Below are 24,994 nucleotides of genomic sequence, written 5' to 3'. Positions count from 1 at the left end.
GGTGGATCCGTCAGGCCATCACGCGCGGCATGGCCGATCAGAGCCGAACCATCCGCCTGCCCGTGCACCTGGTCGAACAGGTCAACAAGCTCGCCCGCATCAAGCGCGAGCTGCACCAGCAGCTCGGGCGCGAGGCCACCGACGACGAGCTGGCCGCCGAGTCGGGCATCCCGGCGGAGAAGATCGCCGACCTGCTCGACCACAGCCGCGATCCGGTCAGCCTCGACATGCCGGTCGGTTCCGACGAGGAGGCGCCGCTGGGCGACTTCATCGAGGACACCGAGGCCACCTCGGCGGAGAACGTCGTCATCGCGGGCCTGCTGCACTCCGATATCCGCAGCGTCCTCGCGACCCTCGACGACCGCGAGCAGCAGGTGATCCGGATGCGTTTCGGCCTCGACGACGGTCAGCCGCGCACACTCGACCAAATCGGACGTGCCTTCGGCCTGTCCCGCGAGCGGGTCCGCCAGATCGAGCGCGAAGTGATGGTCAAGCTCCGCGCCGGCGACCGCGCCGACCGCCTGCGCGCCTACGCGGTCTAGCCGCGCCACACCAAGCCGAGTCCGGTCCACCGCCCCAGCGGTTGGACCGGACTCGGCGTTTTTCCCGGCGGCGTGCACCACTGGGGACATAGCCTCATGCCGTGAGCGAATGCTGCAGTGGGCACGGTCCCCACGCCGGTGTGTCCCGTCGGTCTGCCCTCGCCGGAACCATCGCGGCCGCAGTGGGCGGCGCGCTGTTCTCGGCAACCGCGTGCGGCACAGAATCGGCCGAGACGGGCGCCTCACCCACCACCGCGCCGGCCAAGTCCCCCTCGCCCGGGGCAACGCCGGCGCTTCCCGACACGGCGCTGATCACCCTTGGGGTGCAGGCCGGACCGCCGCCGATCCCCGGCAAGGTGGGCATCTCGTCGGCGGTGAAAATCGGTTCGGACGTCTACCAGATCGATTGCGGCTTGGGGTCGTTCAACGCCTTCACCAACGCCGGGCTGGTCTTCGACAACCTCAAATCCATGTTCATCACCCACATGCACACCGATCACACGGTGGACTACTTCAGCTTCTTCCTGTCCGGCGGGTACACCGCCAGGCCCGGTAAAGCCGCCGTGCGGGTGTACGGCCCCGGCGCGGCGGGCGGCCTGCCGGCGAGCCGGGTCGGCAACGATGATCCCCCGACGGTGAATGCGGCGAACCCCGATCGCGGCTTGACATACACCACCGACCAGTTGCTGAACGCCTTCGCCTACACCAGCAATATCTTCATCCGCGACATGGGCGTGCGCGACATCGCGGACCTGGTCCAGGTGCACGAGATCGCGACACCGCCGGGCTCGGACTTTCGCAACCGCTCCCCCCGCGTTGCCCCGTTCCCGGTGACCGAGGACGACAACGTGAAGGTCACCGCGACGCTGGTCTCCCACTACGACGTCTTCCCGGCCTTCGCGTTCCGGTTCGACCTGAAGAAGGCCGGCAAGTCGATCACCTTCTCCGGCGACACCACGAAGTCGGACAACCTGATCGAGCTCGCCAAGGACACCGACTACCTCGTGCACGAGGCCGAGTACAGCTTGGACAACGCGTTCTTCAGCAACCGGTTCCCGCCGGATTACCTGGTGAATTCACACACGTCGGCCGAGCAGGTCGGCGAGGTCGCCGCGGCCGCCGGCGCCAAACAGGTGATCCTGAGCCACTACGCGAACCGGATTCCCGGCGGGGAACTGACCGACGCGCAGTGGATCGAGAAGATCGCCCAGCACTACAAGGGCACGATCACGATCGCCAAGGATGGTCAGGTCTTCGAGATCTGAGCGCCAAGTCCCGTCGGGCCCCGGCTCACAGCTCGGGTATCCGGTCCCCGAACAGACGGGCCGCATTCTCCGAGGCGACCATGCGGCGCGTCCGCTCGTCCATCGGGTACTGCGCGAGGAACTCCGCACCGGTCAGGCTGTCGTCCATCGGGTAGTCGACGGAGAACATCAGGCGATCAGAACCCATCACATCCAGCGCGCAGGCAAAGGCCTTCGGGTCGAAGTTCCCGCTGGTGGTGATGTGAAAATTGCGCCGCAGGTAGTCCGACGGCAGCTTCTCGATCCGCTTGACGCCGTCACCGCCCAGACCGTAGTAGCGGTCCGTGCGGTAGGCGGTGTATGGCAGGAGCTCTCCGAGGTGCCCGATGATCATCTGCAGGCGCGGGAACTTGTCGAACAGGCCCGAGTAGATCAGGCGCAGCACGTGGGTGCCGGTCTCGACGGCGAAACCCCACGACGCCAGGTGCAGGCCGTCGCGCGCGTACGGGGCGAGCCAGGCGTCCATCACCGCCGGGTGCGGCGTCGTCGGGTGCAGGTAGATCGGTGCGTTCAGGTCCTGGGCGACCTCGAACAGCAGCTCGTAGGCGGGGTCGTCCAGGTAGCGCCCGTGGACGTGCCCGTTGATTAGCGCCCCGACCAGTCCCAGTTCGGTGACCGCGCGCTCCAACTCGGCCGCGGCGGCGGCGGGGTCCTGGGTGGCCAGGGTGGCGAAGCCCCCGAACCGCCGGGGGTACTCCCGTACCGTCTCGGCCAGGTTGTCGTTCGCGCGTCGCGCGTAGTCGACCGCGAGTGCGGTGTCCGTCATCGCCTGTACCCCGGGGTCGAACAGCGACAGAATCTGGAAGTCGATCCCGGCGGCGTCCATCTGTTCCAGGCGCAGCGGTCCGCGGTCGTACAACCGGTCGTAGCCGGCCTTGTTGTTCGACAGCAGCCACTGCGCGACCACGTTGTCGTCGCTCGCGGGATTCCACGCGTAGTGCTCCTCGAGGGCGATCAGCACAGTGGCGGTCATGATTGCAGGGACCCCGACCCCAGGCGTGGCTGGCACGTCCCGAGTCGTGCGACGACGCCATTGCGGATGATTTCGTTGACAGGCTGTTTACCCGGGCACCGCAGCACCGCGCCCACGACGTGGCCCGACCGGTTGGCGATGACCAGATCTCGTTGCCGCGGTACGACCGTCCTCGTGACTGCCACCGAACCACTCCACTGGTCAACGTAGATCATGACTCGTACCCCACTGAACGGACCGGACATCATCAGGACTTGACCCTGGTAACCCAGCTCGAGTTGCCCTGCCGGAGGTACATCCGCCGACGCGGGCGCGTGCGGGGACACCGGGGCGAGGACCGTCAGGAGTGCGGCGAGGGTCACGCCGAAGCCACCGACGGCCGCACGGAACCTGATGGTCATTCTGTGCCTCTGACGGCTAGACGGGGTCATGCCTCTTCACCGGCGACCGAATCACCGAGTCGACGCGGTCCGGTGTCCATCCGCTTGGACACCGGGCCGATCGTGATCCGGGCGTCGACGACGGACGCGCAGTCCGGTGCTGCGAGAACCTGGTCGAACAGAACCTCGCGCACCTCGGGGATGTCGTCAACGAGGAAGGACACCCGCATTAGGAGCTCGGCGAGCGAGTCGGTGTCGACGAGAGGCTGGCCGTGATAGCCGGTGAGCAGCGCCGCCGACCGCGGGGCGGCCACCAGGTCGCGCGCGTCATCGTCGGTCAGGGGTAGTGCGCGGTAGGCGGCATCGTCGAGAAGTTCGAATGTGTGCCCGGCCAGGCCGAAGGACGCCACGGCGCCGAACTTCGGGTGGTTGAAAGCCCGGATCATGGTGGCCACGCCCTTGGGCGCCATCCGCTGCACATGCAGCACCTCGTCGCCGGTCAGTTCGGTCAACTCGGCGTACGCGGTCACGACCGCCGTCGCGTCGGGCAGATCCAGGCGGGCGCCCTCGCGATCGGGCCGTCCGCGCCACTCCGGCGAGCTGGCCTTGACCACGACCGGGAACCCGATCTCGCGCGCCGCCGAGGAAGCCTCGTGAATCGTGTGGACCGGGGTGAACGGGACGACCTCGATCCCGTAGCGCGCGAGGAGCTCTGCCGACAGGGCGGGACTCAATGCCACGACTTGGTTGTCGTTCTCGGCGAGCAACTCGCGGATCTGCGCGCGCACCGCTTCCGGGTCGGTGCCCTCGGGCCGTGTCGTCGGCGACTCGGGCCGCAGGCGCCACGCCTGGTAGTGCCACGCGTGCGCGAGTGCCGTCGCCGCGCGCTCGGGGCTGCGGTAGCTCGGGATGGACCCGCGGGCCAGCGAACCGTCGGGACCGGTCACCGACAATCCCGGCAGCACACCTTCGTCGCCGAGGAAGGTCGACACGACGGTCTTCGTCGATGTCTCAGTCGCCGCCAACAGTGCGGCGCCGTACTCCTCGGCCTCCACTGCCACCGGCGGGACGAACACGGCGATGACGGCATCACAGTCGTCTCGCTCGGTCGCGACGGCAACCGCGGCACTGAACTCCTGCGCCGTCGCCGCGGGCCCCACGTCGACGCTGTCGACGATCTGAAGGCCCAAGTCGGCGCCGACCGCCGACGCGAGCGCGCCCAGCGCCGACGAGTTCCCGACGATCACCGTGCGCGGACCGGCCGGCAACGGCTGGTAGGCGAAAAGTGAGGCGGCATCGAACAGTTCCGAGATCGTCGCGACGCGCACGACGCCGGCCTGTTCCAGCACCATTTGCGAGATCCGCTCCTCCCCGGTCGCCTGCGACTTCACTGCGACGATCGGCTTGGACCGCGAGACGCGCCGGGCGATCCGGGAGAACTTCCGGGGGTTGCCGAAGCTCTCCAGATACAGCAGGACGACCTCGGTCGAGTCGTCGGTATCCCAGTACTGCAGCACGTCGTTACCCGACACATCGGCCCGGTTGCCCGCGGAGACGAAGGTGGACAGGCCCAGGTGACGACGCGCGGCAGTGTCGAGGATGGCGATCCCGAGAGTGCCCGACTGGCAGAAGAACCCGACGCGGCCGGGCTCGGGGATCCGCGGTGCGAGGGTCGCGTTGAGGCTGATCGTCGGATCGTTGTTCACCACGCCCAAGGCGTTGGGGCCGACCAGGCGCATCCCGTGCTCGCGGACCGCCGAGGCCAGCCGGCGCTGGCTCTCCACCCCGGCCTCGCCGGTCTCGGCGAAACCCGCGGAGACGACGACGAGCGTCTTGACGCCCTTGGCGAGACAGTCGTCGAGGACCTCGTCGATCATGGCCGCACGCACCGCGACCACGGCGAGGTCGACTGGGTCGGGGATGTCGCGAACGGTCGGATACGCACGTATCCCCAGCACCGACGGGGCGTGCGCGGTGCCCGCCGCGGTAGTCTCCGCATCGCCCCCGACTTCGCCTTCGGCCTCGCCGTCGGCAGTCCGGTGTCCGGGCCCGTTGACCGGGTACACCGGACCGGTGAAACCGGCGGAGATGATGTTGGCGAGCAGCACGTTGCCGACCTTGCGCCGGTCGGCCGACGCGCCGATCACCGCGACCGAGCCGGGCCGCAGCAGATTGGCGACGCTGCGCGCCTCCGACGCGCGCTCGCGGCTGTTGCGGACGGACAAGAGCGCCTCGGTGGGGTCGATGAGGAACTCCACGTGCACGTTGGACCCGTCGAAGCTGCGGCTCAGCTGGTACCCGGCGGTGCGGAAAACGGTCACCATGTTGGTGTTCTCGGCCAACACCTCGGCCTCGAAACGGGTGAACCCGTTCTCCGCGGCGGCCCCGGCGAGGTGCTCCAACAGGATCGGGCCGAGCCCGCGGCCCTGGTGGGCGTCGTCAACGACGAAAGCGACCTCGGCCGATTCGGGCTTCAGCGAGTCGGCGAGGCCCTCGTAGACGCCGATCGCGATGATCTTCCCGCCCAGCAGGGCGACCAGCGCGACGCGGTCGTGGTAGTCGACGGTGGTCATCCGGGCCACCTCGCGCGGCGGCAGCGTCGGCGTCGGCCCGAAGTACCGCATGTACCGCGTGCGTTCGGACAGCCGCGAGTGGAATTCGACGACGTCGTCGGCATCGTCGGGAACGATCGGCCGGATGTGCACCACACCGCCGTCGGAGGCCAGCACGTCCGCGGCCCACTCGGGCGGGTACTCCCACCGGGCACGACCCGGCACGGCCGGGGCACCCGGCGCAGCGGTGGCCGGCTCAGTCTTATCGGGTTGGTCGGCGGCGTCGGTCACCGACGTGCTCGGCGGCTCAGTCACGCGGGTCCTCCGGGTCGAGGCCGTGCAGCGGGAACACTGCGCGGCGGGTGGCAAGAATGGTCCGGTCGGTCTGCCGGAAGGCCCGTTCGTCGATTCCCGGCGGCGGTGCCACACCGGCGTCGCCGGCCCAGGGGTCGAACTCGTCGGTGCCGCCGTCACCCATGAAACCGACCGGGTCGGCGGCATAGGCCGGGTCGACGGTGCCGGCCAAGTCCCGTGCCGAGGCCATCCACTCGTCGGGGATGCGCGTGCCGGGATCGAGGTCGCGCCCGAGCGCCGCGGCGATCAAGTGGGTCCAGATCCTGGGCACGACGTTGACCACGCCGTAACCACCGCCCCCGACGGCCAGCCATCGGCCCTCGCAGTATTTGTCGGCGAGGTCGCGCATGGCGAGGATCGCCGCTCGCTGGCCCTCGACGCTCAGTGCGAGGTCGGTCAGCGGATCGGCGGCGTGGCTGTCGGCCCCGCACTGGCTGACGATGATCTGCGGTTTGAACTGCGCGATCAGCGACGGCACGACCCCGTGGAATGCACGCAACCACAAGGAGTCGACGATCCCCGGCATGAGGGCGATGTTGGCGGCCGATCCGGCGGCGGCCTGGGCGCCGATCTCAGTGGGCCATCCGGTGCCCGGCCACAGTGTCGCCGGGTGCTGGTGCAGCGAGACCGTCAACACCCGCGGGTCGTCGGCGAACGCCTTCTCAACACCATCACCGTGGTGGGCATCGATGTCGATGTAGGCGATCCGGTCGTAGCCGTGCTCGAGAAGCCAGTCGATCGCAATCGCACAGTCGTTGTAGATGCAGAAGCCCGCGGCGCGCGAGGCCATCGCGTGGTGCATGCCGCCACCGATATTCACCGCGCGGCGCACCCGGCCCGACGCGATCGCCTTCGCCGCGGCGATCGATCCGCCGACGAGCGTGCGCGCGGCCTCGTGCATCCCCGGGAAAATCGGGTTGTCCATGTCGCCGAGACCGTAGATCTGTTCGAACAGCGCCTGATTCCGCGCACCGTCGGGCCCGCCGACCGCCCGCACCGCGTCGATGTAATGCTGGCTGTGCACCCTGGTGAGGGCGGTGTCATCAATGTCGAGCGGTGCCAACGGGTCGACGTCGTCGAGGACCCCGAGCGATGTCGCAAGACTCATCGTCAGCGCCAGCCGGATCGGGTTCATCGGGTGCTCTCGCGCCCAGCGATAGGCTTCGTACCCGTCGCTCCAAATCACCGCTCCCGCTGCTGTATCCGGCACAGTGATCAGGCTAACCCGAGCGCGTCTTGTGGCGGACGGGTTGTGGTTTCGGGGTAGGGTGGCTGTCGACGAAAGGGCGTGGGATTGCAGTGAACGATCTTGTCGATACCACTGAGATGTATCTGCGCACGATCTACGACCTCGAAGAAGAGGGCATCGTGCCGTTGCGCGCGCGAATTGCCGAACGGCTGGAGCAGAGCGGGCCGACCGTTTCCCAGACCGTTGCGCGGATGGAGCGCGACGGCCTGGTGCGCGTCGCCGGCGACCGCCACCTCGAGCTGACCCAGAAGGGCCGGGACCTCGCGGTCGCGGTCATGCGCAAGCACCGGTTGGCCGAGCGACTGCTGGTCGACGTCATCGGACTCCCCTGGGATGAGGTGCACGATGAGGCGTGCCGCTGGGAGCATGTGATGAGCGAGAACGTCGAACGCCGGATCCTCGCCGTCCTCGGCAACCCCACGACCTCGCCCTACGGCAACCCGATCCCCGGCCTGGAACTGCTCGGGGCACCGGCCCAGCCGATCAACGACCACGCGGTGCGCATGGCCGAACTCGCGGGTGCGGACTCGCAGGCCGTCGTCATCCGACGGCTCTCCGAGCACGCCCAGTCCGACCAGGATCTGATCGTCACGCTGCGCGAGGTGGGCATCGTGCCGAATGCGCGCGTGACCGTGACCCGCAAGGACCGGAGCTTCGTCGTCACGACGCCGGGGCACGACGGTCTTGAGCTGTCCGAGGAAATGGCGCACTCGATCTTCGTCGAAACCGCCTGATCAGCGGGTTACGACCACAGCCGTGACGACGCCGACGGCAGCGTGACGCCGAGACCGGCCGCCACGGAGTACGACTCCCCCAATACCTCCCACAGCATCGACGGGTGGACACCGCCCGTCAGCGCGGTGTCCAACAGGCCGGCCAAGCGCCAGTCGGGGCACGCCTGCAGCGCCACGTCGAGCGCGACGCCGGTATAGGCGCCCTCACCACCCAGGTAGTACAGATGTGCCAGCATCGTCGCCGCGCTGGCACGCACCTCCCCCCTCGTGCGCCGGGTCAAGTCGCGCCACACCGACTCCGCGACCCATCGGTGTTCGCCGCCACCGAGAACCAGCAGTGCGTCGCGCACACCGAGGTTGCGCACCGCACGGCTGAGCAGCACGACATTCGCGCAGGTCATCTCCGGTACGGCCGGCCCGGTCAGCAGCTTCAGCGCGGCCCGCAACAGCTTGGTGCGGCCCGCGGCCGTCGTCGTGGGACGAATCCGGCGGGGCCGGCCCCCGCAGGCGCCGTCGACGCAGTGCTCGGTGGTGGCCAGGCACGCGTACATCTCACTGCGGCTCGCCATCACGACCCGACCGGTCCGCAACGACCGCTCCAACGCGACCGGCGACGACTGCGGGTCGGCGAGCAGGCCGCACCCGAAACCGCCGTCGGCAAGGCCGAGCGATCCGGGCACATCGGGGTCGGCCCCGGTCGGGCCGCGGCCCGCCATCGCCCACAGTGCGGTGTACCAGGGCATGCCGGCGGCGAACCGCTCGACGACGAATCCCGCACGCACACCGCCGGGGACCCCGGCCGCGATGAGGGCGTCGTCGAGATCGGCGAGGACCCGGCGGTACACCGGAGACGGCAACCCGTACCGGTTATCGACCACGACGCCGACCGCTCCCAGCGCACCGTCGCGCTCGCACACCAGCCCGATCGACGCCATCGTCTCCCACATGTCCGCGGTGGGCTCACCGTCGGCGTCGAGCAGCAGGTCGTGGCGGGCGGTCACCGCGATCGACGAATCCTCGTCGAAGGCGAGGACCACCAATGATTGCTCGGGCAGGAAACCGAGCAGACCGGGGATCGCGGTCAGAAGGTTAGTGGTGTCCAGGGCTACGGTCGGCATGATGTTCGTCATGCCTGATGAGACGCAGCCCGACCGGTCCCGGTTCCACCGCGTCGGGCGATCGCCCGGTCCCCAGCGCTAGCGCAGCCCCGCTTCCACGGCGGCCTGCAACAGCCTGACCAGCGCAGGATCGGCCTGCTGCACCGATTCCGGAGGACCCACCGCCCGCCGTGTGGCGTACACGCGGACGTTCCCGCGCTGGGCCAGCAACAGGGTGGTCGTAACCGGCGGCGCGCCCTCGGCAGTCTCGGTCCGGACGTAGCCTACGGCGTCAGCACCGCCCACCTGCGGCGCGAGCTCGACGGAGTGCTGCACGACGGTCACCGGCAGGCCCGACGACCGTTGGTAGGCCGGGCACCGGGACACCGTCGCCGTCACGTCGGACAACCGCTTGCCGGTGCGGGTGATCACCGTCGTATACGCCGCGGGCGGGTCTCCGCCGGGCCCCGAAGGACCGAATCCGGTCTCCACGACGGTGTCGGCCGGCTGCGCCGAGATCGCCTGGGGCGCACAGTCGGACGGATCGATATGGGCGCCCACGGGCATCCCGGAGACATCACCGACGATCGCGGACAATTGGGCCGGCGGAACGCGGAGGACCTCGGTGCCCGGTGCCACCGGAAACGCCGCGGCCGCAACGCTGCGGTGGACCAAGGAATCGCGCGGCTCACCGTCGACCGCGCAGGCTGCGGTCGCCACCCCCGTCGCGAGGACGACGACGCCGACACCGGCGGCGCGCCACACCCGTCGAGCCTCAAGGGCCACATCAATCACATTCTTCACTCTGCCACCCACCGTTCGGGAATGCCAGCGCAGCGCGGGGCGTTGATTCCGTTAGCCGTCCCGGGCCTACGTCTGGGACAATCGACTCACACACTCATAAGGAGGACGCATGGCTTCCCAGCCAGCCGAGCACAGCCGGCCCGGCGACTCCAGCGCTCTGTACGAGCTGGAGTTCCCCGCCCCGAGCGTGTCCAAGGACTCCGGCACCGGACCGGTGCTGGTGCACGCCCTCGACGGCTTCGCCGACGCGGGCAACGCCGTCACACTCGCCGCCCGCCACCTGCGCGACAGCCTCGAATCCGAGCTCGTCGCCACCTTCCGCGCCGACGAACTGATCGACTACCGGTCGCGCCGCCCGGTGATGGACTTCTCCGGACAGGCCTTCACCGGCATCGAGATGCCGTCATTGACGGTGCACGCGATCCGTGACAACGCGGGGCAGCCTTTCCTGCTGCTCTCCGGCGCCGAGCCGGACCTGCGGTGGGAGCAGTTCACCGCGGCTGTCCGCGGCCTGTCCGACCACTTCGGCGTCAGCGACGTCGTCGGCCTCAACGCCATCCCGATGGCGGTCCCGCACACCCGGCCGTCGACGATCACCGCGCACGGCAGCGACGTCGAGTTCCTCGGCGACCTGCCACGGTGGGGGTCACCGATGAAGCTGCCCGCCAGCGCGTCGATGATGCTGGAACTGCGCCTGTCCGAGCACGGCTACCGGACGTCGGGGATCTCCGTGCACGTCCCCCATTACCTGGCGCAGTCCACCTACCCGGCGGCGGCGTCGCGCCTGCTGTCGAGCCTTGCGTCACTGACCAACCTGGATCTGCCGCTCAAGGCGCTCGACAGTGCCGCCGACACGCTGCGCGTGCAGATCGACAACGAGTTGGCCAACAACTCCGAGGTCGCTTCGGTGGTGGCCGCGCTGGAGTCCCAGTACGACGCGTACACCGAGGCTGCGCAGGAGCAGGCCTCCCTGCTGGCCGCCGACGAGCCGCTGCCCAGCGCCGATGAGATCGGCGACGAGTTCCAGCGTTACCTCGCCGAGCAGGCCCGCGCGGCAGAGGGGGACGGCGAACCGGACAACGACGGTCCGTCGCCCGCGTGAGCGGACCCGTCGGCACTGACTCCGCTTTGCGGGTCAGTGCCGACCCCGCGCTGGCCTACGACGAGTTCGAGGCGTGGGCCGCCGCTAGTGGCGTTGCGCTGTACCCACACCAGGCCGAGGCGCTGCTCGAGCTCGCCTCGGGCAGCCATGTGATCCTGGCGACCCCGACCGGCTCCGGCAAGTCGCTGGTCGCCACCGGGGCCATCGCCTTCGCCCGCGCCCGCGGCGAGCGCGCCTACTACACCGCGCCCATCAAAGCGCTGGTCAGCGAGAAGTTCTTCGCGCTGTGCGAGGTCTTCGGGGCCGATCAGGTCGGCCTGGCGACCGGCGACGCGACGGTCAACCCGGACGCACCGATCGTGTGCGCCACCGCGGAGGTCGTCGCCAATATCGCGCTGCGCGACGGCGCCGACACCGATATCGGCCTACTCGTCGCCGACGAATTCCACTACTACGGGGACCCCGACCGCGGGTGGGCCTGGCAGGTACCGCTGATCGAGCTGCCTTCCACGCACTTCTTGCTCATGTCGGCGACCCTGGGCGACGTCGGATTCTTCATCGACGACCTGCGCCGTCGCACAGGGCGCGAGGTCGCCGCCGTCACCGACGCCCAGCGGCCGGTACCCCTGGAGTTCGAGTACACCCTCACCCCGATCCACGAGACGATCGAGAACCTCGTCGCCGACGGCAAGGCCCCCGTTTACGTCGTCCACTTCACCCAGGCCGCTGCCGTCGAGCGGGCGCAGGCCCTGCTCAGCGCCAAGATCGCCGACAAGGCGACCAAGGAAGCACTCGCAGAAGCCATCGGTGATTTCCGCTTCGGCACCGGATTTGGCAAGACGCTGTCCAAACTGCTGCGCGCCGGGATCGGCGTCCATCACGCCGGGATGCTCCCCCGTTACCGCCGACTCGTAGAGCAGCTCGCCCAACAGGGCCTGCTGCGGGTCATCGCCGGCACCGACACGCTCGGTGTCGGCATCAACGTGCCCATCCGAACGGTGCTGTTCGCCTCGTTGAGCAAATACGACGGTCGGCGGGTCCGGCGCCTGCAGGCGCGCGAATTCCACCAGATCGCCGGGCGCGCCGGACGGGCCGGCTTCGACACCGTCGGCTACGTCGTCGCCCAGGCACCCGAGCACGACGTGGAGAACGCCCGATCGGTGGCCAAGGCCGGCGACGACCCGAAGAAGCTGCGCAAGATCGTGCGCCGGCGCCCGCCGGAGGGCTTCGTGTCCTGGGGCGAGAAGACTTTCGAGGCGCTGACCACTGCCGACGATGAGCCGTTGCGATCCCACTTCCGCATGACGACCGCGATGCTGATGGAGGTGCTCTCGCGCCCCGGCGACTGCTTCGCCGCGCTACGCCACCTCATCGAGGACAACCACGAGCCCCGTGCGCGCCAACTGACTCACGCGCGCCACACGATCGCCCTCTACCGGGACCTGCTCGACACCGGCATCGTGGTGAAACTGCCCCGACCCGACGCCGACGGTAAGGGCATCGCGCTCTCGGTCGACGTGCCGGCGAACTTCGCGCTCACCAACCCGCTGTCGGCGTTCGCGCTCGCCGCCTTCGACCTCCTCGACGAGCAGTCCCCGGACTACGTGCTCGACGTCGTATCCATCATCGAGGCGACCCTCGACGACCCCCGACCGGTCCTGGTCGCCCAGCGCAAGGCCGCCCGCGACACCGCGATGGCCGAATTCAAGGCGGCCGGAATGGAATACGAGGAGCGGATGGCACGGCTGGAGGAGATCACCTGGCCGCAGCCCCTGCGCGAACTCGTGGACGAGGCCTTCGCGATCTACCGCCGCGGTCATCCGTGGGTGGCCTCGACACCGCCGTCGCCGAAATCTGTCCTTCGGGAGGTGCTCGAACTGGACATGACGTTCAACGAGTTGATCTCCCGCCACGGCCTGGCTCGCAGCGAGGGCGTCGTGCTGCGCTACTTGTCGGACTGCTATCGCGCGCTGCGCAGCGGCCTGCCCCGGGCGCTGCTCGACCACCCGGAGATCAGTGCCATCACCGAACGCCTGCGCACGATGATCCGCGACACCGATTCCAGCCTGCTCGACGAATGGGCGGCACTCGCGCAAGGCCCGGCAGACGAACCAGTCGCGCCGTGAAGCGATCGGGGGAATACCGGATTCCCGTGTCTCGTTGATCGGGGTATGGGCAACGATCTGACCAGCGACGACGATTACGGCCCCAGCCCCAGCGGCTGGGTGCGCGAGCAGGTGGAGGCCTACGAGGGCTCCGGCGGTACCGATGGCACGACCCTGGCCGACACCGGCATGCCGGTCGTCATCCTGACGATGCGCGGGGCCAAGACCGGCAAGATCCGCAAGGTGCCCCTGATGCGCGTCGAGCACGACGGCGAGTATCTCGCCGTCGCCTCCAAGGGCGGCGCTGCGGCCAACCCGCTCTGGTACCACAACCTGCGGGCCGACCCGAGCGTGCAGCTGCGCGATGAGACCGTCGTTGGTCAATACACCGCCCGCGAGGTCAGCGAGCCCGCGCAGCGCGCCGCGTGGTGGGAGCGCGCCGTCGCCGCTTATCCGCCGTATGCCGACTACCAGCGCAAGACCGACCGGGTCATCCCGCTGTTCGTGCTGAGCCCGGCGGGCTGAGACTCACTCGAGGACGGTTCGGCGGCTCACTCGAGCGCGTCGACGACGCGTGCGGCCACCGCGGCGCGCGAGGTGTCCTTGAGGTCGACCCCGGAGCGGCCCAGACGGCGCGCGCCGGTCACCAACCCGGCGACGACGGCGGCCGCGGCCGCATACCCGAGCCCGTCGGGCGGGTGGATGTTGGAGATGCAATTGCGATCGGCATCGGACAGCCCGGTGGCGAAATCGTCGGCGTCGGCGCGGTGGGTCAGGTAGATGCCCACACTGTCGGCGACCGACAACCCCGGGCGCTCACCGATCAACACCAGCACGGTCGGGGTGCCCAAGGCATGCGCGACATGGTCGCCGAGGGCCACACGCGCCTGCGTCGCGATGACCGGCGGGGCGACGACGACGTCGGCGGGCAAAGTCTCGTTGATCGCGGCCAACAACGGTGCACCGTGGTCGGCCAGTGCGCGCGAGGACAAGCCATCGGCGAGCACAATCGCCAGGTCGGCATCGGTGCGCACCAGTCCGCTCAGGTCCGCCGGCTGTCGCCCGAGGTCGGGGCGGCGCAAATACTGGGCACGGTCGACGGCCAGCGAGGCCACCGTCATCGGCTCACCGAGGCCCAGATCCCGCACCGCCGTGACCAACCCGGAGACGTCGAGAGGCTGGTGCACCGCATCACGAGCCGCGGCGTGCGCCGTCGAGAACTCGAGGAGTCGCGTCGTGGTCAAGGCGTCACCGGCGCGGCCCAGGCCGATGCGGGCCTGGGTGGTCGTGCGCATCTCGTCCCACAGCGGGGACTGCTCGGGTGCGCTCACGACGACGACATCCCCGGCGGGCCGGCGGCGGCCAGTGCCCGCAGCGGCGACGCGTCGACGGTGATGTCGCGCAGGCCGCCGGTCTCGTCGAGCATCCCCTGGGCTGCCAACCAGGCGTCGAACTCGGGCGCCGGCCGCAGACCCAGCGTCCGCCGGACGTAGAGCGCGTCATGGTAGGCCAGCGACTGGTAGCCCAACATGATGTCGTCGGCGCCGGGAACGGTGATGACGAAGGCGACCCCGGCCACCGCGAGCAACGTGAGCAGGTCGTCCATGTCGTCCTGGTCGGCCTCGGCGTGGTTGGTGTAGCAGACGTCGACGCCCATCGGCAGCCCCAGCAGCTTCCCGCAGAAGTGATCCTCGAGGCCCGCACGGGTGATCTGCTTGCCGTCGTAGAGGTACTCCGGCCCGATGAACCCGACGACGGTATTCACCAGTAACGGCTCCAGGTGCCGGGCCACCGCATAGGCGCGCGCCTCCAGCGTCTGCTGGTCGACCGGCTCGCCCCCGGTGCCCAGGTGCGTGCCCGACGACAATGCCGAACCCTGTCCCGTCTCCAGGTACATCACGTTGTTCCCGACGGTTCCGCGGCCCATTTCGCGCGCGGCGGCGTTGGCCTCGTCGAGTAGTCCGATGTTCACGCCGAACGCCCGGTTGGCGCCTTCGGTGCCGGCGATCGACTGGAAGACGAGGTCGACGGGGGCACCCGCCTCGATCAGCCCCAGCGTCGTCGTGACGTGGCTCAGCACGCACGACTGGGTGGGGATGTCGAAGCGCGTGCGGACATCGTCGAGCAGCTTCAGCAGATCCTGCGTGGCGTGCGGTGAATCGGTCGCCGGGTTGATGCCGATCACCGCGTCGCCACAGCCCAGGAGTAGGCCGTCGAGCGTCGCGGCCGCGATGCCGCGGGGGTCGTCGGTCGGATGGTTCGGCTGCAGCCGGGTGGCAAGGGTGCCCGGCGTGCCGATCGTCGTGCGGAACGCCGCGGAGACCTCGATCGCCCGGGCGACTGCGATCAGGTCCTGGTTGCGCATCAACTTGCTGACCGCCGCCACCATCTCCGGGGTGAGACCGGCGCAGATCGCGGCCAGCGCCGCGGCAGCACCGGGTTGGGTGATCGTGACCAGCAGCAGGTCGCGCAGACCGCCGACGGTGAGTGCGGTCAGCGGTGCGAACGCCTCGCGGTCGTGCGTGTCGAGGATCAGCCGCGTCACCTCGTCGGTCTCGTACGGCACCACCGGGTGCTCGAGGAACGTCGTCAGCGGCAGGTCCGCCAAGACCCACCGGGCCGCTGACCGCTCCGCATCCGAGTGCGCCGCACACCCCGCCAGTTCGTCCCCGCTGCGCAGCGGTGACGCCTTGGCCAGCACCGAGACGAGCGAGGAGAACTCGTAAGTGTGGCCGTGCACGGTGTGGCTGAAGGTCATGTGACGTCGCGCTCCGCCTCGGCCAGTGCGGCGAACTCCTCGTCGGGCGAGTTCGCGACGAGGTGGTGGCGGCTGTAAATCCCGAAGTAGGCCATGAAGGCGGCGAACGCGGCCAGGGTCAGTCCGGCGGCCACCGGGTCGACGAGGAAGGTGGCGATCACCGCGATGCAGGCGATGACGAGGGCGAAGGAGGTGGTCGCGATTCCGCCGGGCGTGCGGTACGGGCGCGGCATGTCGGGCTCGCGGCGCCGCAGCACGATGTGGCTGACCATCATCAACACATAGCTCACCGCCGCGCCGAACACAGCCATGTTCAGCAAGGTCGCGCCCTGACCGGTCAGCGACAGGGCAAAGCCGATCACGCCGGGAACGATGAGGGCGAGCATCGGCGACTTGCGCGAGTTGGTGACCGACAGGCTCTTGGGCAGATACCCCGCCCGAGACAGCGCGAACGTCTGCCTCGAGTACGCGTACATGATGGAGAAGAAGCTTGCTATCAACCCGGCCAAGCCGATGTAGTTGACGGTTTTGGCCATCCCGCCGTCGCCCAGGGCCTCGACGAGCGGGTTACCCGAGGTGGCCATGGCCGCCGAACCGGCGGCGCCGGGTGCGAGAAATAGGACCACAGCGCCGGTGACGATCAGCAGCGACATCGACACGATGATGCCTCGCGGCACGTTCCTCTCCGGCTCCCGCGCCTCTTCCGCGGCGAGCGGCACCCCCTCGACAGCCAGGAAGAACCAGATGGCGAATGGCACCGCGGCCCAGATCCCGAGGTACCCGTAGGGCAGGAAGGACGAGGCCCCGGCCGCGTCGGTAACGGCGATGTCGGTGAGATTGCCCCAGGAGAATTTCCCGATCGCCGCGACCGCGAAGATCACCAGGCCCACCAGGGCGATCGCGGTGATCACGAACATCGCCTTGAGTGCCTCCCCCGCGCCGGTGAGGTGGATGCCGATGAAGACGGCGTAGACGACGAGGTAGACCCACCACCCGTCGCCGATCCCGAAGAGGTCGAGCGACTCGACGTAGGCGCCGATGAAGGTGGCGATCGCGGCGGGTGCGATGGCGTATTCGATGAGGATCGCGATGCCCGTCGCATAGCCGCCCCAGGGGCCCAGCGCACGCCGGGCGAAGGTGTACCCGCCGCCGGCCGCCGGGAGCGCCGAGGACATCTCCGCCATGCCGAGGACCATCGCGAAATACATGCCGGCGATGACGACACCGGCGATCGCGAGCCCGCCCCAGCCGCCCTCGGCGAGTCCGTTGTTCCAACCGGCGTAGTCGCCCGAGATGACATAGCTGACCCCCAGCCCGGCCAGCAGCACCCATCCGGCCGTACCCGACCGCAATGTTCGTTTCGCCAGGTAATCGTCGCTTTCCGGTGCTTCGTCGACGCCGTGGGCGTGCGTCACCGGAAAATCGGCCTTGCTCATCGGGGCTCCCTTCGTCGCAGAGCCCCAGTCAACGGCGCAGGTGTGTCGAGACTGTTTCCGCCAGTGTCCCGGCAGGCAAACTCCTGTCCGCGGCCCTGACTAGTGCCCCGTGTCGCTAGCGCCGGTCACCGGCCGCCGGTACCGGCACCACACCCATCGTCGGGACCGAGGCGATGATCATGTCGGTCAGCATTGCGGCAAAACGCTCGTAGGCCGCCGCGCGTCCAGCCGATTCGCGATAGACCAGACCGATCCGCCGACCCGGTCGAGGGGTGGCGAAGGTCGCCGTCGCCAGGCGGCCACCCGCAGTCTCGGCGTCGATGGCGGTGGCTGGGATCAGGGTGACGCCCAGGCCGCCTTCCACGCACTGCACCGCCGTCGTCAGCGACGCGGCCCGCGTCTGCCCGAGATCGGGTCGGAATCCGGCGAGCTGGCAGACCTCCAGTGCCTGATCGCGCAGGCAGTGCCCCTCGTCGAGGAGGAGCAGCGGCAAGTCGGCCATGTCCGCGGGATCGACGCGCTTACGCCCGGCCAGCCGGTGCCCGATGGGCAGTGCGAGCACGAAGTCCTCGTCGTACATGGGGATCTCGGCGATGCCGGACATGTCGGCGGGCAGGGCCATCAGAGCCAGGTCGATGGTCCCCTCGCGCAGCTGGTCCAGCAGCCGCGCCGTCTGGTCCTCGACGACCCGCAGGGTCAGATCGGGAAGCTGCGCGGCGGTGCCGGCGAGGATCGCGGGCAGGACGTAGGGCGCGACGGTCGGGATCAGACCCAGGCGCAGCCCCGCCCTCAGCGGGTCCTCGGCGCCGCGCGCTGCCAGCATCAACTCGTCGGCCGCGCGGACCACCGCGACGGCGCGCGGGAGCAGCTCTTGCCCTTGCGATGTCAAGAAGACACGCCGGGTGGTCCGCTCCACCAAGCGCATGCCGAGTCCAGTCTCCAGCGCGGCCAGCGCCTGCGAGAGCGATGGCTGACTGATGCCCAATTCGCTTGCGGCAGCACTGAAGTGCAGCTTTGCGGCCACCGTGACGAACGCTCGCAAGCCGGCGATGGAGGGTTGATAACTTTGATCGGACATAGCTATCAATATAGTGCCAATCATCACGTCGACCTTTTATCGGACTTGATCCAGAATGGAGTCATACCCCCCGATCGGCACCGCTGAGGCGGCCCCGACACCACGACTCCAGGAGGAATCACGCAATGGCTCTGTTGACGATTGGCGACCAGTTCCCCGCCTACAACCTGACCGCGGTCATCGGCGGCGACCTCTCGGCCGTCGACGCCCAGCAACCCGACGACTACTTCACTCAGGTCTCCAGCGAGGACTACGCCGGCAAGTGGCGCATCGTGTTCTTCTGGCCCAAGGACTTCACCTTCGTCTGCCCCACCGAGATCGCCGCCTTCGGCAAGCTCAACGACGAGTTCGCCGATCGTGACGCCCAGGTGCTCGGCGCCTCGGTCGACAACGAGTTCGTCCACTTCCAGTGGCGGGCCCAGCACGAGGACCTCAAGACGCTGCCCTTCCCGATGCTGTCGGACCTCAAGCGTGAACTCGCCCAGGCGACCGGTGTCCTCAACGCCGACGGTGTCGCCGATCGCGCCACCTTCATCGTGGACCCCAACAACGAAATCCAGTTCGTGTCGGTGACCGCCGGGTCGGTCGGCCGCAACGTCGACGAGGTGCTGCGCGTCCTCGACGCCCTGCAGTCCGACGAGCTGTGCGCCTGCAACTGGCGCAAGGGTGATCCGACGATCGCCGCAGGCGACCTGATGAGCGCGAGCGTCTGAGCCCCATGAGCATCGACAACCTCAAAGAGGCACTGCCCGAGTACGCCAAGGACCTCAAACTCAACCTGGGCTCGCTGAGCCGCACCACCGAGCTGAACGAGCAGCAGCTGTGGGGCACCTTCCTGGCCAGCGCGGTCGCGACCGGTAATTCGACGGTGATCGCCGAGATCAGCGCCGAGGCCGCCGACGTCCTGTCGGGCGACGCCTACAACGCCGCGCTGGGTGCCGCATCGATCATGGGCATGAACAACGTCGCCTACCGAGCCAAGAGCTTCCTCGGCGCCGACTACGAGCAAGTCCGGATGGGCCTGCGGATGAACATCATCGGCAACCCCGGCGTGGAGAAGGTCGACTTCGAGCTGTGGAGCCTGGCCGTCTCGACCATTAACGGCTGCCATGACTGCACCGCAGCGCACGCCGACGTGGTGCGCAAGGCCGGCCTCACCAAGGAGCAGGTCTGGGAGGCCGTCAAGGTCGCCGCGACCGTCAACGGCGTCGCTGCCGCCCTCACCGCCAAGAGCGCGCTGAGCTAGCTACAGCTGTTCCAGCACCCCGCCGAAGTGGTCGGCCAGGTCGGTCACCTGCTCGCTGGTCATCACGAACGACGGTGAGACCTGCAGAGCACCCTGCCCGGCGGCCCGGGTCACCACTCCGGCGCGGCGCAACGCCGCGACCGCCGCCGGGGCCAGCGCCGGGTCGGCGAGTTGGACGGCGGTGACGGCACCGAGCCCGGTGCGCACCTCCGAAACGGCGTCGAGGTCGGCCAGCGGCGTGAACGCAGTCGCCAGTTCGGCCTCCAGCGCCCCGGCCCGCTCGATCAGGTTCTCCCGCTCGAGGATGTCCAGGTTCGCCATCGCCGCGGCGGCGGCACCGGCGTGGCTGCCATAGGTGTAGCCGTGGCGCCACCACACACCGCCGGAGAAGAACGGCTCGGCCAGGTGCGGCGCGATGAGCACCGCCCCCATCGGCAGATAACCCGAGGTCAAGCCCTTGGCCGTGGTGACCATGTCCGGCTCCAGGCCGAAGCGCGACGACGCGAACCAGGCCCCACCGCCGATGCGGCCGAACCCGGTGACCACCTCGTCGGCGACGAACAGGATGTCGTGGTCGCGGCAGATCCCGCGAACCTCCTCCAGGTAGCCGTCCGGCGGCAGATAGATCCCGCCCGCACCGATGATCGGCTCGCAGAAGAAGGCGGCGATCCGGTCTTCGCCGATACGCTCGATCAAACCGAGCAAACTCTTGGCGTCGTCCCAATTGATCGTCTCGACGTCGACCACCAGCTCGCCATAGCCCTCGCCGTTGGCCGGGATGCCCGCCAGCGACGTACCGGCCGCGTGCATGCCGTGATAGGCCTTGGACCGCCCGACCATGACCGTCTTGCCCGGTCGTCCGACCTCGTGCCAGTAGCGGCGCGCGAGCTTGGCCGCGGTGTCAACCGAATCGCTGCCACCCGAGGTGAAGAAGACCTTGCTGTCGGGCACCGGCGCCAGCGCCGCCAGTCGCTCCGCGAGTGCGATCGACACGTCGGCGGCATGGTCGCCGAAGCCGGAGAAGTGGGCCAGACGCGATAGTTGAGCGGCGACCGCCTCGCCGACCTCGGCACGGCCGTGGCCGATGTTGGCGAACCACAGCCCGGCCGTCGCGTCGAGGTACCGGTTGTCGTCGGCGTCGAAGACGTAGGCGCCCTCACCGCGGGTGAGGACGAAGGGGCCCTTGTCGACGACGGCGCCCATGTCGGCGAAGCCGTGCCACAGCGAATAGGTCATGGCTCCATGATGGAGGACGCCGAAAACGGTGCTGCAACCGGACCACGGTCTCGACGGCCGCGCTCGGGCGCGACGGTGGCACGTAGTCTGGACGATCATGTCGCCGTCCCGCCCCAACCGCTCGCGCGGCGCCGATCCCGCCCTGATCGAGGCCCGGCGCGCGCACCTGCCGACGATCACGTTTCCCGACGACCTGCCGGTCAGCGGATGCCGCGACGAGATCACCCAGGCGCTGCTCGACCACCAGGTGGTCGTCGTCGCCGGCGAGACCGGTTCGGGCAAGACGACACAGCTGCCGAAGATCTGCCTGGCCGCCGGGCGCGGTATCAACGGAATGATCGGGCACACCCAGCCCCGCCGGATCGCCGCCACCTCCGTGGCGCAGCGCATCGCCGACGAGACCGGCACCGAACTCGGTGAGGCCGTGGGCTACTGCGTGCGCTTTTCCGACCGCGTTTCGCCCTCCACGCTGGTCAAAGTGATGACCGACGGCATCCTGTTGCGCGAGATCGCCAGCGATCCGATGCTGCGCGCCTACGACACGCTCATCATCGACGAAGCGCACGAGCGCAGCCTCAACATCGACTTCATCCTCGGCTTCCTCAAACGCCTGCTCCCCCGCCGCCCCGACTTGAAGGTGATCATCACCTCCGCCACCATCGAGCCCGAACGGTTCGCCCGCCACTTCGCCACCGCCACGGACACCGTGCCGATCATCGAGGTGTCCGGTCGGACCTACCCGGTCGAGTTGCGATACCGCCCGCCCGAGACCGGCACCGAGCAGACCGCCGCGATCGACGCGGCCGTCTCCGAGCTGTGGAGCGGGGCCAGCGGCGACATCCTGGTCTTTTTGCCCACCGAGCGTGATATCCGGGACACCGCGAAGGCCTTGGCGCACCGGGAGGGCTCGGGCGCCGAGATCGTCCCGCTGTACGCCCGGCTGTCCATCGGTGAGCAGCGACGGGTGTTCACCCCGTCCAATGGACGCCGCATCGTATTGGCGACGAACGTCGCCGAGACATCGCTGACGGTGCCCGGCATCCGCTACGTCGTCGACACCGGAACTGCGCGCATCTCGCGGTACTCACCGCGGACCAAGGTCACCCGCCTGCCGATCGAACCGGTGTCGCAGGCCAGCGCGCGGCAGCGGGCGGGGCGCTGTGGGCGCGTCGCGGCCGGTATCTGCATCCGGCTCTACGACGAGGCCGACTTCGACACCCGAGACCCCTACACCGACCCGGAGATCCTGCGCGCGAACCTCGCGGGCGTCATCCTGTCAATGGTGTCGCTGCGCCTGGGCGACATCGCCGAGTTCGGGTTCGTGTCGCCCCCGTCGCCGCGGGCGATCGCCGACGGTCTGGCCGAACTCGGCGAACTGGGCGCGATCGTCGCCCGCCCCGACGGGCCGCCGAAGCTCACCGCCGTCGGGAAGTCCCTGGCCCGTCTGCCGATCGACCCCCGCCCCGCGCGCATGCTCGTCACCGCGCACGAGCTCGGGTGCACGGCCGACGTCCTGGTGGTCGCCGCGGCGCTATCCATCCCCGACGTGCGGTTGCGTCCGGCGGACAAGCGGGAGGCCGCCGACGAGGCGCACCGCCGGTTCGACGAGCCCGGATCGGATTTCCTGGCCCTGCTCAACCTCTGGGACTACGCCGAGGAAATGCGCGCGGAACTGTCGGGCAACCAGTTCCGGCGGCGGTGCGAGCGCGAATTCCTGCACTGGACGCGGCTGCGGGAGTGGCGTGACCTGCACCGTCAGCTGCAGCGCACCGTCAAAGATCTGGGTTGGTCGGCTAAACGCAGTGGTGAGCGTGACGCCGACGCGGTCCACCAGGCCATCCTCTCGGGCCTTCTCTCGAACATCGCCGCGCGCAAGTCGGACTCCAAGGAGTACCTCGGGGCGCGTAACACGTCGCTGATGATCTTCCCCTCCTCGCCGTTGGCGAAGAAGCCGCCGGCGTTCCTCATGGCCGCCGAACTGATCGAGACGACCCGCACCTACGCGAGCACCGTCGCCCGCATCGACCCGGCCTGGGCCGAGCGCCTGGCCGGCGACCTGTGCAAGCGTTCCTACAGTGAGCCGCACTGGTCGTCGCGGCGCGGCGCCACGATGGCGTATGAGCGCGTCACGCTGTTCGGTGTCACACTGGCGGCTTCGCGCCGTGTCACCTACACCGCCATCGACCCGCAACTGTGCCGCGAGATGTTCCTGCGCCACGCCCTCGTCGACGGGGATTGGCAGAGCAAACACGCATTCTTCGCCCGGAACCGCGCGCTGCTCGACGACGCGGCCGAGGTGGAGAGCCGGGCGCGACGGCGCGACCTCGTGATCAGCGCCGACCAACTCTTCGGGTTCTACGACGCACGCGTCCCGACGACAGTCGTGTCCGCGCGGCACTTCGACTCGTGGTGGAAGGGCGAATCCACGTCGAATCCGGAGCTGCTCGACCTCCGCGCCGAGGACGTCGTCGCATCGTCGGGCGTGTCCGACACCGACTATCCCGGCTGGTGGGCGCAGGGCGAACTCCGCCTGGCCCTGCGCTACAAGTTCGCGCCCGGCGATCCCGACGACGGGGTGACCGTCGAGATCCCGCGCGATCTCGTCGACCACGTGCGTCCAGTCGGATTCGACTGGTCGGTTCCGGGGATGCGGGAAGACCTGGCGGTCGCCCTGATCAAGACGCTGCCCAAACAAACCCGCAAGCTGACATCGCCGGCCGCACGGTTCGCCCAGGCGGCCCTCGCCCGGCTCACCCCCCGCAGTGAGCCTCTGCTGAGCGGTTTGGCGCGCGAGCTCTCGGCACTGACCCGCACGAGCATCTTCCCCGACTCGTTTGACCTGGACCGCGTCGAGGACCACCTCAAGATGAACTTCGCCGTCGTCGACGACCGCGGCACGATTCTGGCCAGCAGCCGGTCGCTGGCCCGACTGCAGCGCCCGGACCGTCCAAGCACGCCCACCCGCGACGCGCCCGCACCCATCCAGTCCTCGACGTGGACCACCGACACTTTCGGCGACCTGCGCGATTCCGTCGCCGCACAGATCGCGGGTCAGCAGGTGACCCGGTTCCCCGGCTTGGCGGTGGTCGACGAGAAGACGGTCGAGACTCGCCTCTTCGCGACCGCCGCGGCGCGCGATGCTGCCCTGCACTCCTCCACGTTGGTCCTCCTCGCCGCGCAGATCCCGCCGCTGGGACGGACGATCGTCGCCGGGCTCTCACCTGCGCAACGGCTCGCACTCAGCCAGCAGCCGTATGAGTCACTGGAAGCATTACTGGCCGACTGCACCAGGCGTGCCATCCGCGACACGGTCGGCCCCAGGGACACCGCGGCACTACGGAGCCCCGCCGGTTTCGCCGCCCTGCGCGAGCAATTCGCGCCCCGAATCGCCGAACAGGCACCGATGGTCTTCGCCGCCGCACTCGCGGTATTCGCGCACCTACCCGACGTACACGCGGCAGTCGACGCCCGCACCGGCACGCTCGCCGCCGACGATGTCGCCGAACAACTCTCCGACCTCGTCTTCGACGGATTCATCGGGGCCACCCCGATGGCACACCTCGTGGAGATCCCGAGGTACCTCGATGCCGCCGCACATCGGCTCGAGGTCCTCGAGACCGCCGCCGACCGTGACCGAGAGGCGACCGCCGCAATCGACCGCGTCGTGGAGCGGTGGAATCAACGGATCCAGCAATTGCCCGAGACCAGGCGCGAGGCATTCAACGAGTACGCGCACTGGATGGTCGAGGAATTGCGCGTCGGGCTCTACGCCCAGCGTCTGCGAACCGCCTATCCGGTCTCCGAGAAGCGTGTGGTGAGGGCGTTCGACACCTTCACCTGACGTGCGCGATCAGTTGACTGGCAGCACGCTCGCATGATGGATGCGGCTCTATGTCAGGAACGGTTGGCCTGCAATTGATCGATCTCGCGCTGGAAGTCGTCGAGCGATTCGAACGAGCGGTACACCGATGCGAAGCGCAGGTAGGCCACTTCGTCGAGGTCGCGCAGCGGCCCGAGGATGGCCAGCCCGACCTCGTTACTGGG

The 24,994-nt window shown here is 69.0% G+C and carries 20 protein-coding genes and 1 pseudogene; 9 read left to right on the top strand and 12 right to left on the bottom strand.

What is annotated here, in order from left to right; genetic code table 11:
* Positions 1–542 (top strand): sigma-70 family RNA polymerase sigma factor (locus tag B4L26_RS08955; RefSeq protein WP_290718133.1); only part of this gene is annotated, 542 nt, incomplete at its 5' end.
* A 101-nt stretch (positions 543–643) separates the two neighbouring features.
* Complete coding sequence (locus B4L26_RS08950; RefSeq protein WP_409563438.1) at positions 644–1,807, top strand: MBL fold metallo-hydrolase; 1,164 nt, start codon at positions 644–646, stop codon at positions 1,805–1,807.
* Positions 1,808–1,832: 25 nt separating this feature from the next.
* Here the strand turns inward: B4L26_RS08950 and B4L26_RS08945 are convergent, their stop codons facing one another.
* From B4L26_RS08945 to B4L26_RS08930, 4 genes are read right to left on the bottom strand one after another with little or no spacing between them, the layout of a single operon-like run.
* On the bottom strand, positions 1,833–2,819 hold the full coding sequence (locus B4L26_RS08945) for an amidohydrolase family protein (RefSeq protein WP_290718131.1): 987 nt from the start codon (positions 2,817–2,819) through the stop codon (positions 1,833–1,835).
* A complete protein-coding gene (locus B4L26_RS08940) occupies positions 2,816–3,220 on the bottom strand; it encodes a hypothetical protein (RefSeq protein ID WP_290718129.1) in 405 nt (134 codons plus the stop codon). The genes B4L26_RS08945 and B4L26_RS08940 overlap by 4 nt, the downstream gene beginning before the upstream one ends.
* Positions 3,221–3,246: 26 nt before the next feature.
* Positions 3,247–6,066 carry a GNAT family N-acetyltransferase gene (locus tag B4L26_RS08935; protein ID WP_409563437.1) on the bottom strand — a complete coding sequence of 940 codons (2,820 nt, stop codon included), beginning with the start codon at positions 6,064–6,066 and terminating at the stop codon, positions 3,247–3,249.
* Positions 6,059–7,315, bottom strand: a complete 1,257-nt coding sequence (locus tag B4L26_RS08930; RefSeq protein ID WP_290718127.1) for an acetoin utilization protein AcuC — start codon at positions 7,313–7,315, stop codon at positions 6,059–6,061. The genes B4L26_RS08935 and B4L26_RS08930 overlap by 8 nt, the downstream gene beginning before the upstream one ends.
* An 89-nt stretch (positions 7,316–7,404) precedes the next feature.
* On the opposite strand from B4L26_RS08930, the gene B4L26_RS08925 reads away from it, so the two are divergent.
* Complete coding sequence (locus tag B4L26_RS08925; protein ID WP_290718125.1) at positions 7,405–8,088, top strand: metal-dependent transcriptional regulator; 684 nt, start codon at positions 7,405–7,407, stop codon at positions 8,086–8,088.
* Between the two features lie 8 nt (positions 8,089–8,096).
* Here the strand turns inward: B4L26_RS08925 and B4L26_RS08920 are convergent, their stop codons facing one another.
* Both B4L26_RS08920 and B4L26_RS08915 read right to left on the bottom strand, forming a co-directional pair.
* The gene (locus B4L26_RS08920) at positions 8,097–9,206 is read right to left on the bottom strand and encodes a DUF4192 domain-containing protein (protein WP_290718123.1); all 1,110 of its coding nucleotides are present in this window, start codon (positions 9,204–9,206) and stop codon (positions 8,097–8,099) included.
* Between the two features lie 78 nt (positions 9,207–9,284).
* Positions 9,285–9,980 carry a hypothetical protein gene (locus B4L26_RS08915; RefSeq protein WP_290718121.1) on the bottom strand — a complete coding sequence of 232 codons (696 nt, stop codon included), beginning with the start codon at positions 9,978–9,980 and terminating at the stop codon, positions 9,285–9,287.
* 118 nt (positions 9,981–10,098) lie between these two features.
* Here B4L26_RS08915 and B4L26_RS08910 point away from each other — a divergent pair, with 118 nt between their 5' ends.
* From B4L26_RS08910 to B4L26_RS08900, 3 genes are read left to right on the top strand one after another with little or no spacing between them, the layout of a single operon-like run.
* Positions 10,099–11,091: a PAC2 family protein gene (locus B4L26_RS08910; protein WP_290718119.1), complete on the top strand. Its 993-nt coding sequence runs from the start codon at positions 10,099–10,101 to the stop codon at positions 11,089–11,091.
* Positions 11,092–11,141: 50 nt separating this feature from the next.
* Entirely contained in the window at positions 11,142–13,217 is a 2,076-nt protein-coding gene (locus B4L26_RS08905; protein ID WP_290718138.1) for a DEAD/DEAH box helicase, read from the top strand.
* A gap of 45 nt (positions 13,218–13,262) precedes the next feature.
* On the top strand, positions 13,263–13,721 hold the full coding sequence (locus B4L26_RS08900; RefSeq protein WP_290718117.1) for a nitroreductase family deazaflavin-dependent oxidoreductase: 459 nt from the start codon (positions 13,263–13,265) through the stop codon (positions 13,719–13,721).
* 26 nt (positions 13,722–13,747) lie between these two features.
* Here B4L26_RS08900 and eutC read toward each other — a convergent pair whose 3' ends face one another.
* From eutC to B4L26_RS08880, 4 genes are all read right to left on the bottom strand, one after another.
* Positions 13,748–14,527, bottom strand: coding sequence for an ethanolamine ammonia-lyase subunit EutC (gene eutC, locus B4L26_RS08895; RefSeq protein WP_409563436.1), 780 nt, complete (start codon positions 14,525–14,527; stop codon positions 13,748–13,750).
* The gene (locus B4L26_RS08890; protein ID WP_290718115.1) at positions 14,524–15,954 is read right to left on the bottom strand and encodes an ethanolamine ammonia-lyase subunit EutB; all 1,431 of its coding nucleotides are present in this window, start codon (positions 15,952–15,954) and stop codon (positions 14,524–14,526) included. Before B4L26_RS08890 ends, eutC begins: the two co-directional genes overlap by 4 nt.
* On the bottom strand, positions 15,951–17,390 hold the full coding sequence (gene eat / locus B4L26_RS08885; protein ID WP_290718113.1) for an ethanolamine permease: 1,440 nt from the start codon (positions 17,388–17,390) through the stop codon (positions 15,951–15,953). Before eat ends, B4L26_RS08890 begins: the two co-directional genes overlap by 4 nt.
* A gap of 115 nt (positions 17,391–17,505) precedes the next feature.
* The gene (locus tag B4L26_RS08880; RefSeq protein WP_290718111.1) at positions 17,506–18,468 is read right to left on the bottom strand and encodes a hydrogen peroxide-inducible genes activator; all 963 of its coding nucleotides are present in this window, start codon (positions 18,466–18,468) and stop codon (positions 17,506–17,508) included.
* Positions 18,469–18,593: 125 nt separating this feature from the next.
* Here B4L26_RS08880 and B4L26_RS08875 point away from each other — a divergent pair, with 125 nt between their 5' ends.
* On the top strand, positions 18,594–19,181 hold the full coding sequence (locus B4L26_RS08875; protein ID WP_290718109.1) for a peroxiredoxin: 588 nt from the start codon (positions 18,594–18,596) through the stop codon (positions 19,179–19,181).
* Between the two features lie 5 nt (positions 19,182–19,186).
* Positions 19,187–19,714, top strand: a complete 528-nt coding sequence (locus B4L26_RS08870; RefSeq protein ID WP_290718107.1) for a carboxymuconolactone decarboxylase family protein — start codon at positions 19,187–19,189, stop codon at positions 19,712–19,714.
* On the opposite strand, the gene B4L26_RS08865 is transcribed toward B4L26_RS08870, so the two are convergent.
* On the bottom strand, positions 19,715–20,950 hold the full coding sequence (locus tag B4L26_RS08865; RefSeq protein WP_290718105.1) for an aspartate aminotransferase family protein: 1,236 nt from the start codon (positions 20,948–20,950) through the stop codon (positions 19,715–19,717).
* A gap of 97 nt (positions 20,951–21,047) precedes the next feature.
* Between B4L26_RS08865 and hrpA the strand changes: the two genes are divergently transcribed.
* Positions 21,048–24,791 (top strand): ATP-dependent RNA helicase HrpA, encoded by a 3,744-nt coding sequence (hrpA, locus tag B4L26_RS08860; protein WP_290718103.1) that lies wholly within the window; start codon positions 21,048–21,050, stop codon positions 24,789–24,791.
* 53 nt (positions 24,792–24,844) lie between these two features.
* Here the strand turns inward: hrpA and B4L26_RS08855 are convergent.
* Positions 24,845–24,994, bottom strand: a pseudogene (locus tag B4L26_RS08855) (transcriptional regulator NrdR); the annotation flags it as partial.

Origin of the sequence: Gordonia sp. UBA7599 (genome assembly GCA_002477755.1) — a bacterium.
GTDB lineage: Bacteria > Actinomycetota > Actinomycetes > Mycobacteriales > Mycobacteriaceae > Gordonia.
Note: the sequence above shows the minus strand (reverse complement) of the source record. Positions and strands in the feature narration are given on the sequence as shown.

Bases quoted from the DNA above. Each gene is read 5' to 3' on its own strand.
- hrpA (WP_290718103.1), top strand. From the start codon at position 21,048: ATGTCGCCGTCCCGCCCCAACCGCTCGCGCGGCGCCGATCCCGCCCTG.
- B4L26_RS08870 (WP_290718107.1), top strand. From the start codon at position 19,187: ATGAGCATCGACAACCTCAAAGAGGCACTGCCCGAGTACGCCAAGGAC.
- B4L26_RS08875 (WP_290718109.1), top strand. From the start codon at position 18,594: ATGGCTCTGTTGACGATTGGCGACCAGTTCCCCGCCTACAACCTGACC.
- B4L26_RS08920 (WP_290718123.1), bottom strand. From the start codon at position 9,206: ATGCCGACCGTAGCCCTGGACACCACTAACCTTCTGACCGCGATCCCC.
- B4L26_RS08865 (WP_290718105.1), bottom strand. From the start codon at position 20,950: ATGACCTATTCGCTGTGGCACGGCTTCGCCGACATGGGCGCCGTCGTC.
- B4L26_RS08940 (WP_290718129.1), bottom strand. From the start codon at position 3,220: ATGACCATCAGGTTCCGTGCGGCCGTCGGTGGCTTCGGCGTGACCCTC.
- B4L26_RS08890 (WP_290718115.1), bottom strand. From the start codon at position 15,954: ATGACCTTCAGCCACACCGTGCACGGCCACACTTACGAGTTCTCCTCG.
- B4L26_RS08910 (WP_290718119.1), top strand. From the start codon at position 10,099: ATGGCTTCCCAGCCAGCCGAGCACAGCCGGCCCGGCGACTCCAGCGCT.
- eat (WP_290718113.1), bottom strand. From the start codon at position 17,390: ATGAGCAAGGCCGATTTTCCGGTGACGCACGCCCACGGCGTCGACGAA.
- B4L26_RS08945 (WP_290718131.1), bottom strand. From the start codon at position 2,819: ATGACCGCCACTGTGCTGATCGCCCTCGAGGAGCACTACGCGTGGAAT.
- B4L26_RS08880 (WP_290718111.1), bottom strand. From the start codon at position 18,468: ATGTCCGATCAAAGTTATCAACCCTCCATCGCCGGCTTGCGAGCGTTC.
- B4L26_RS08900 (WP_290718117.1), top strand. From the start codon at position 13,263: ATGGGCAACGATCTGACCAGCGACGACGATTACGGCCCCAGCCCCAGC.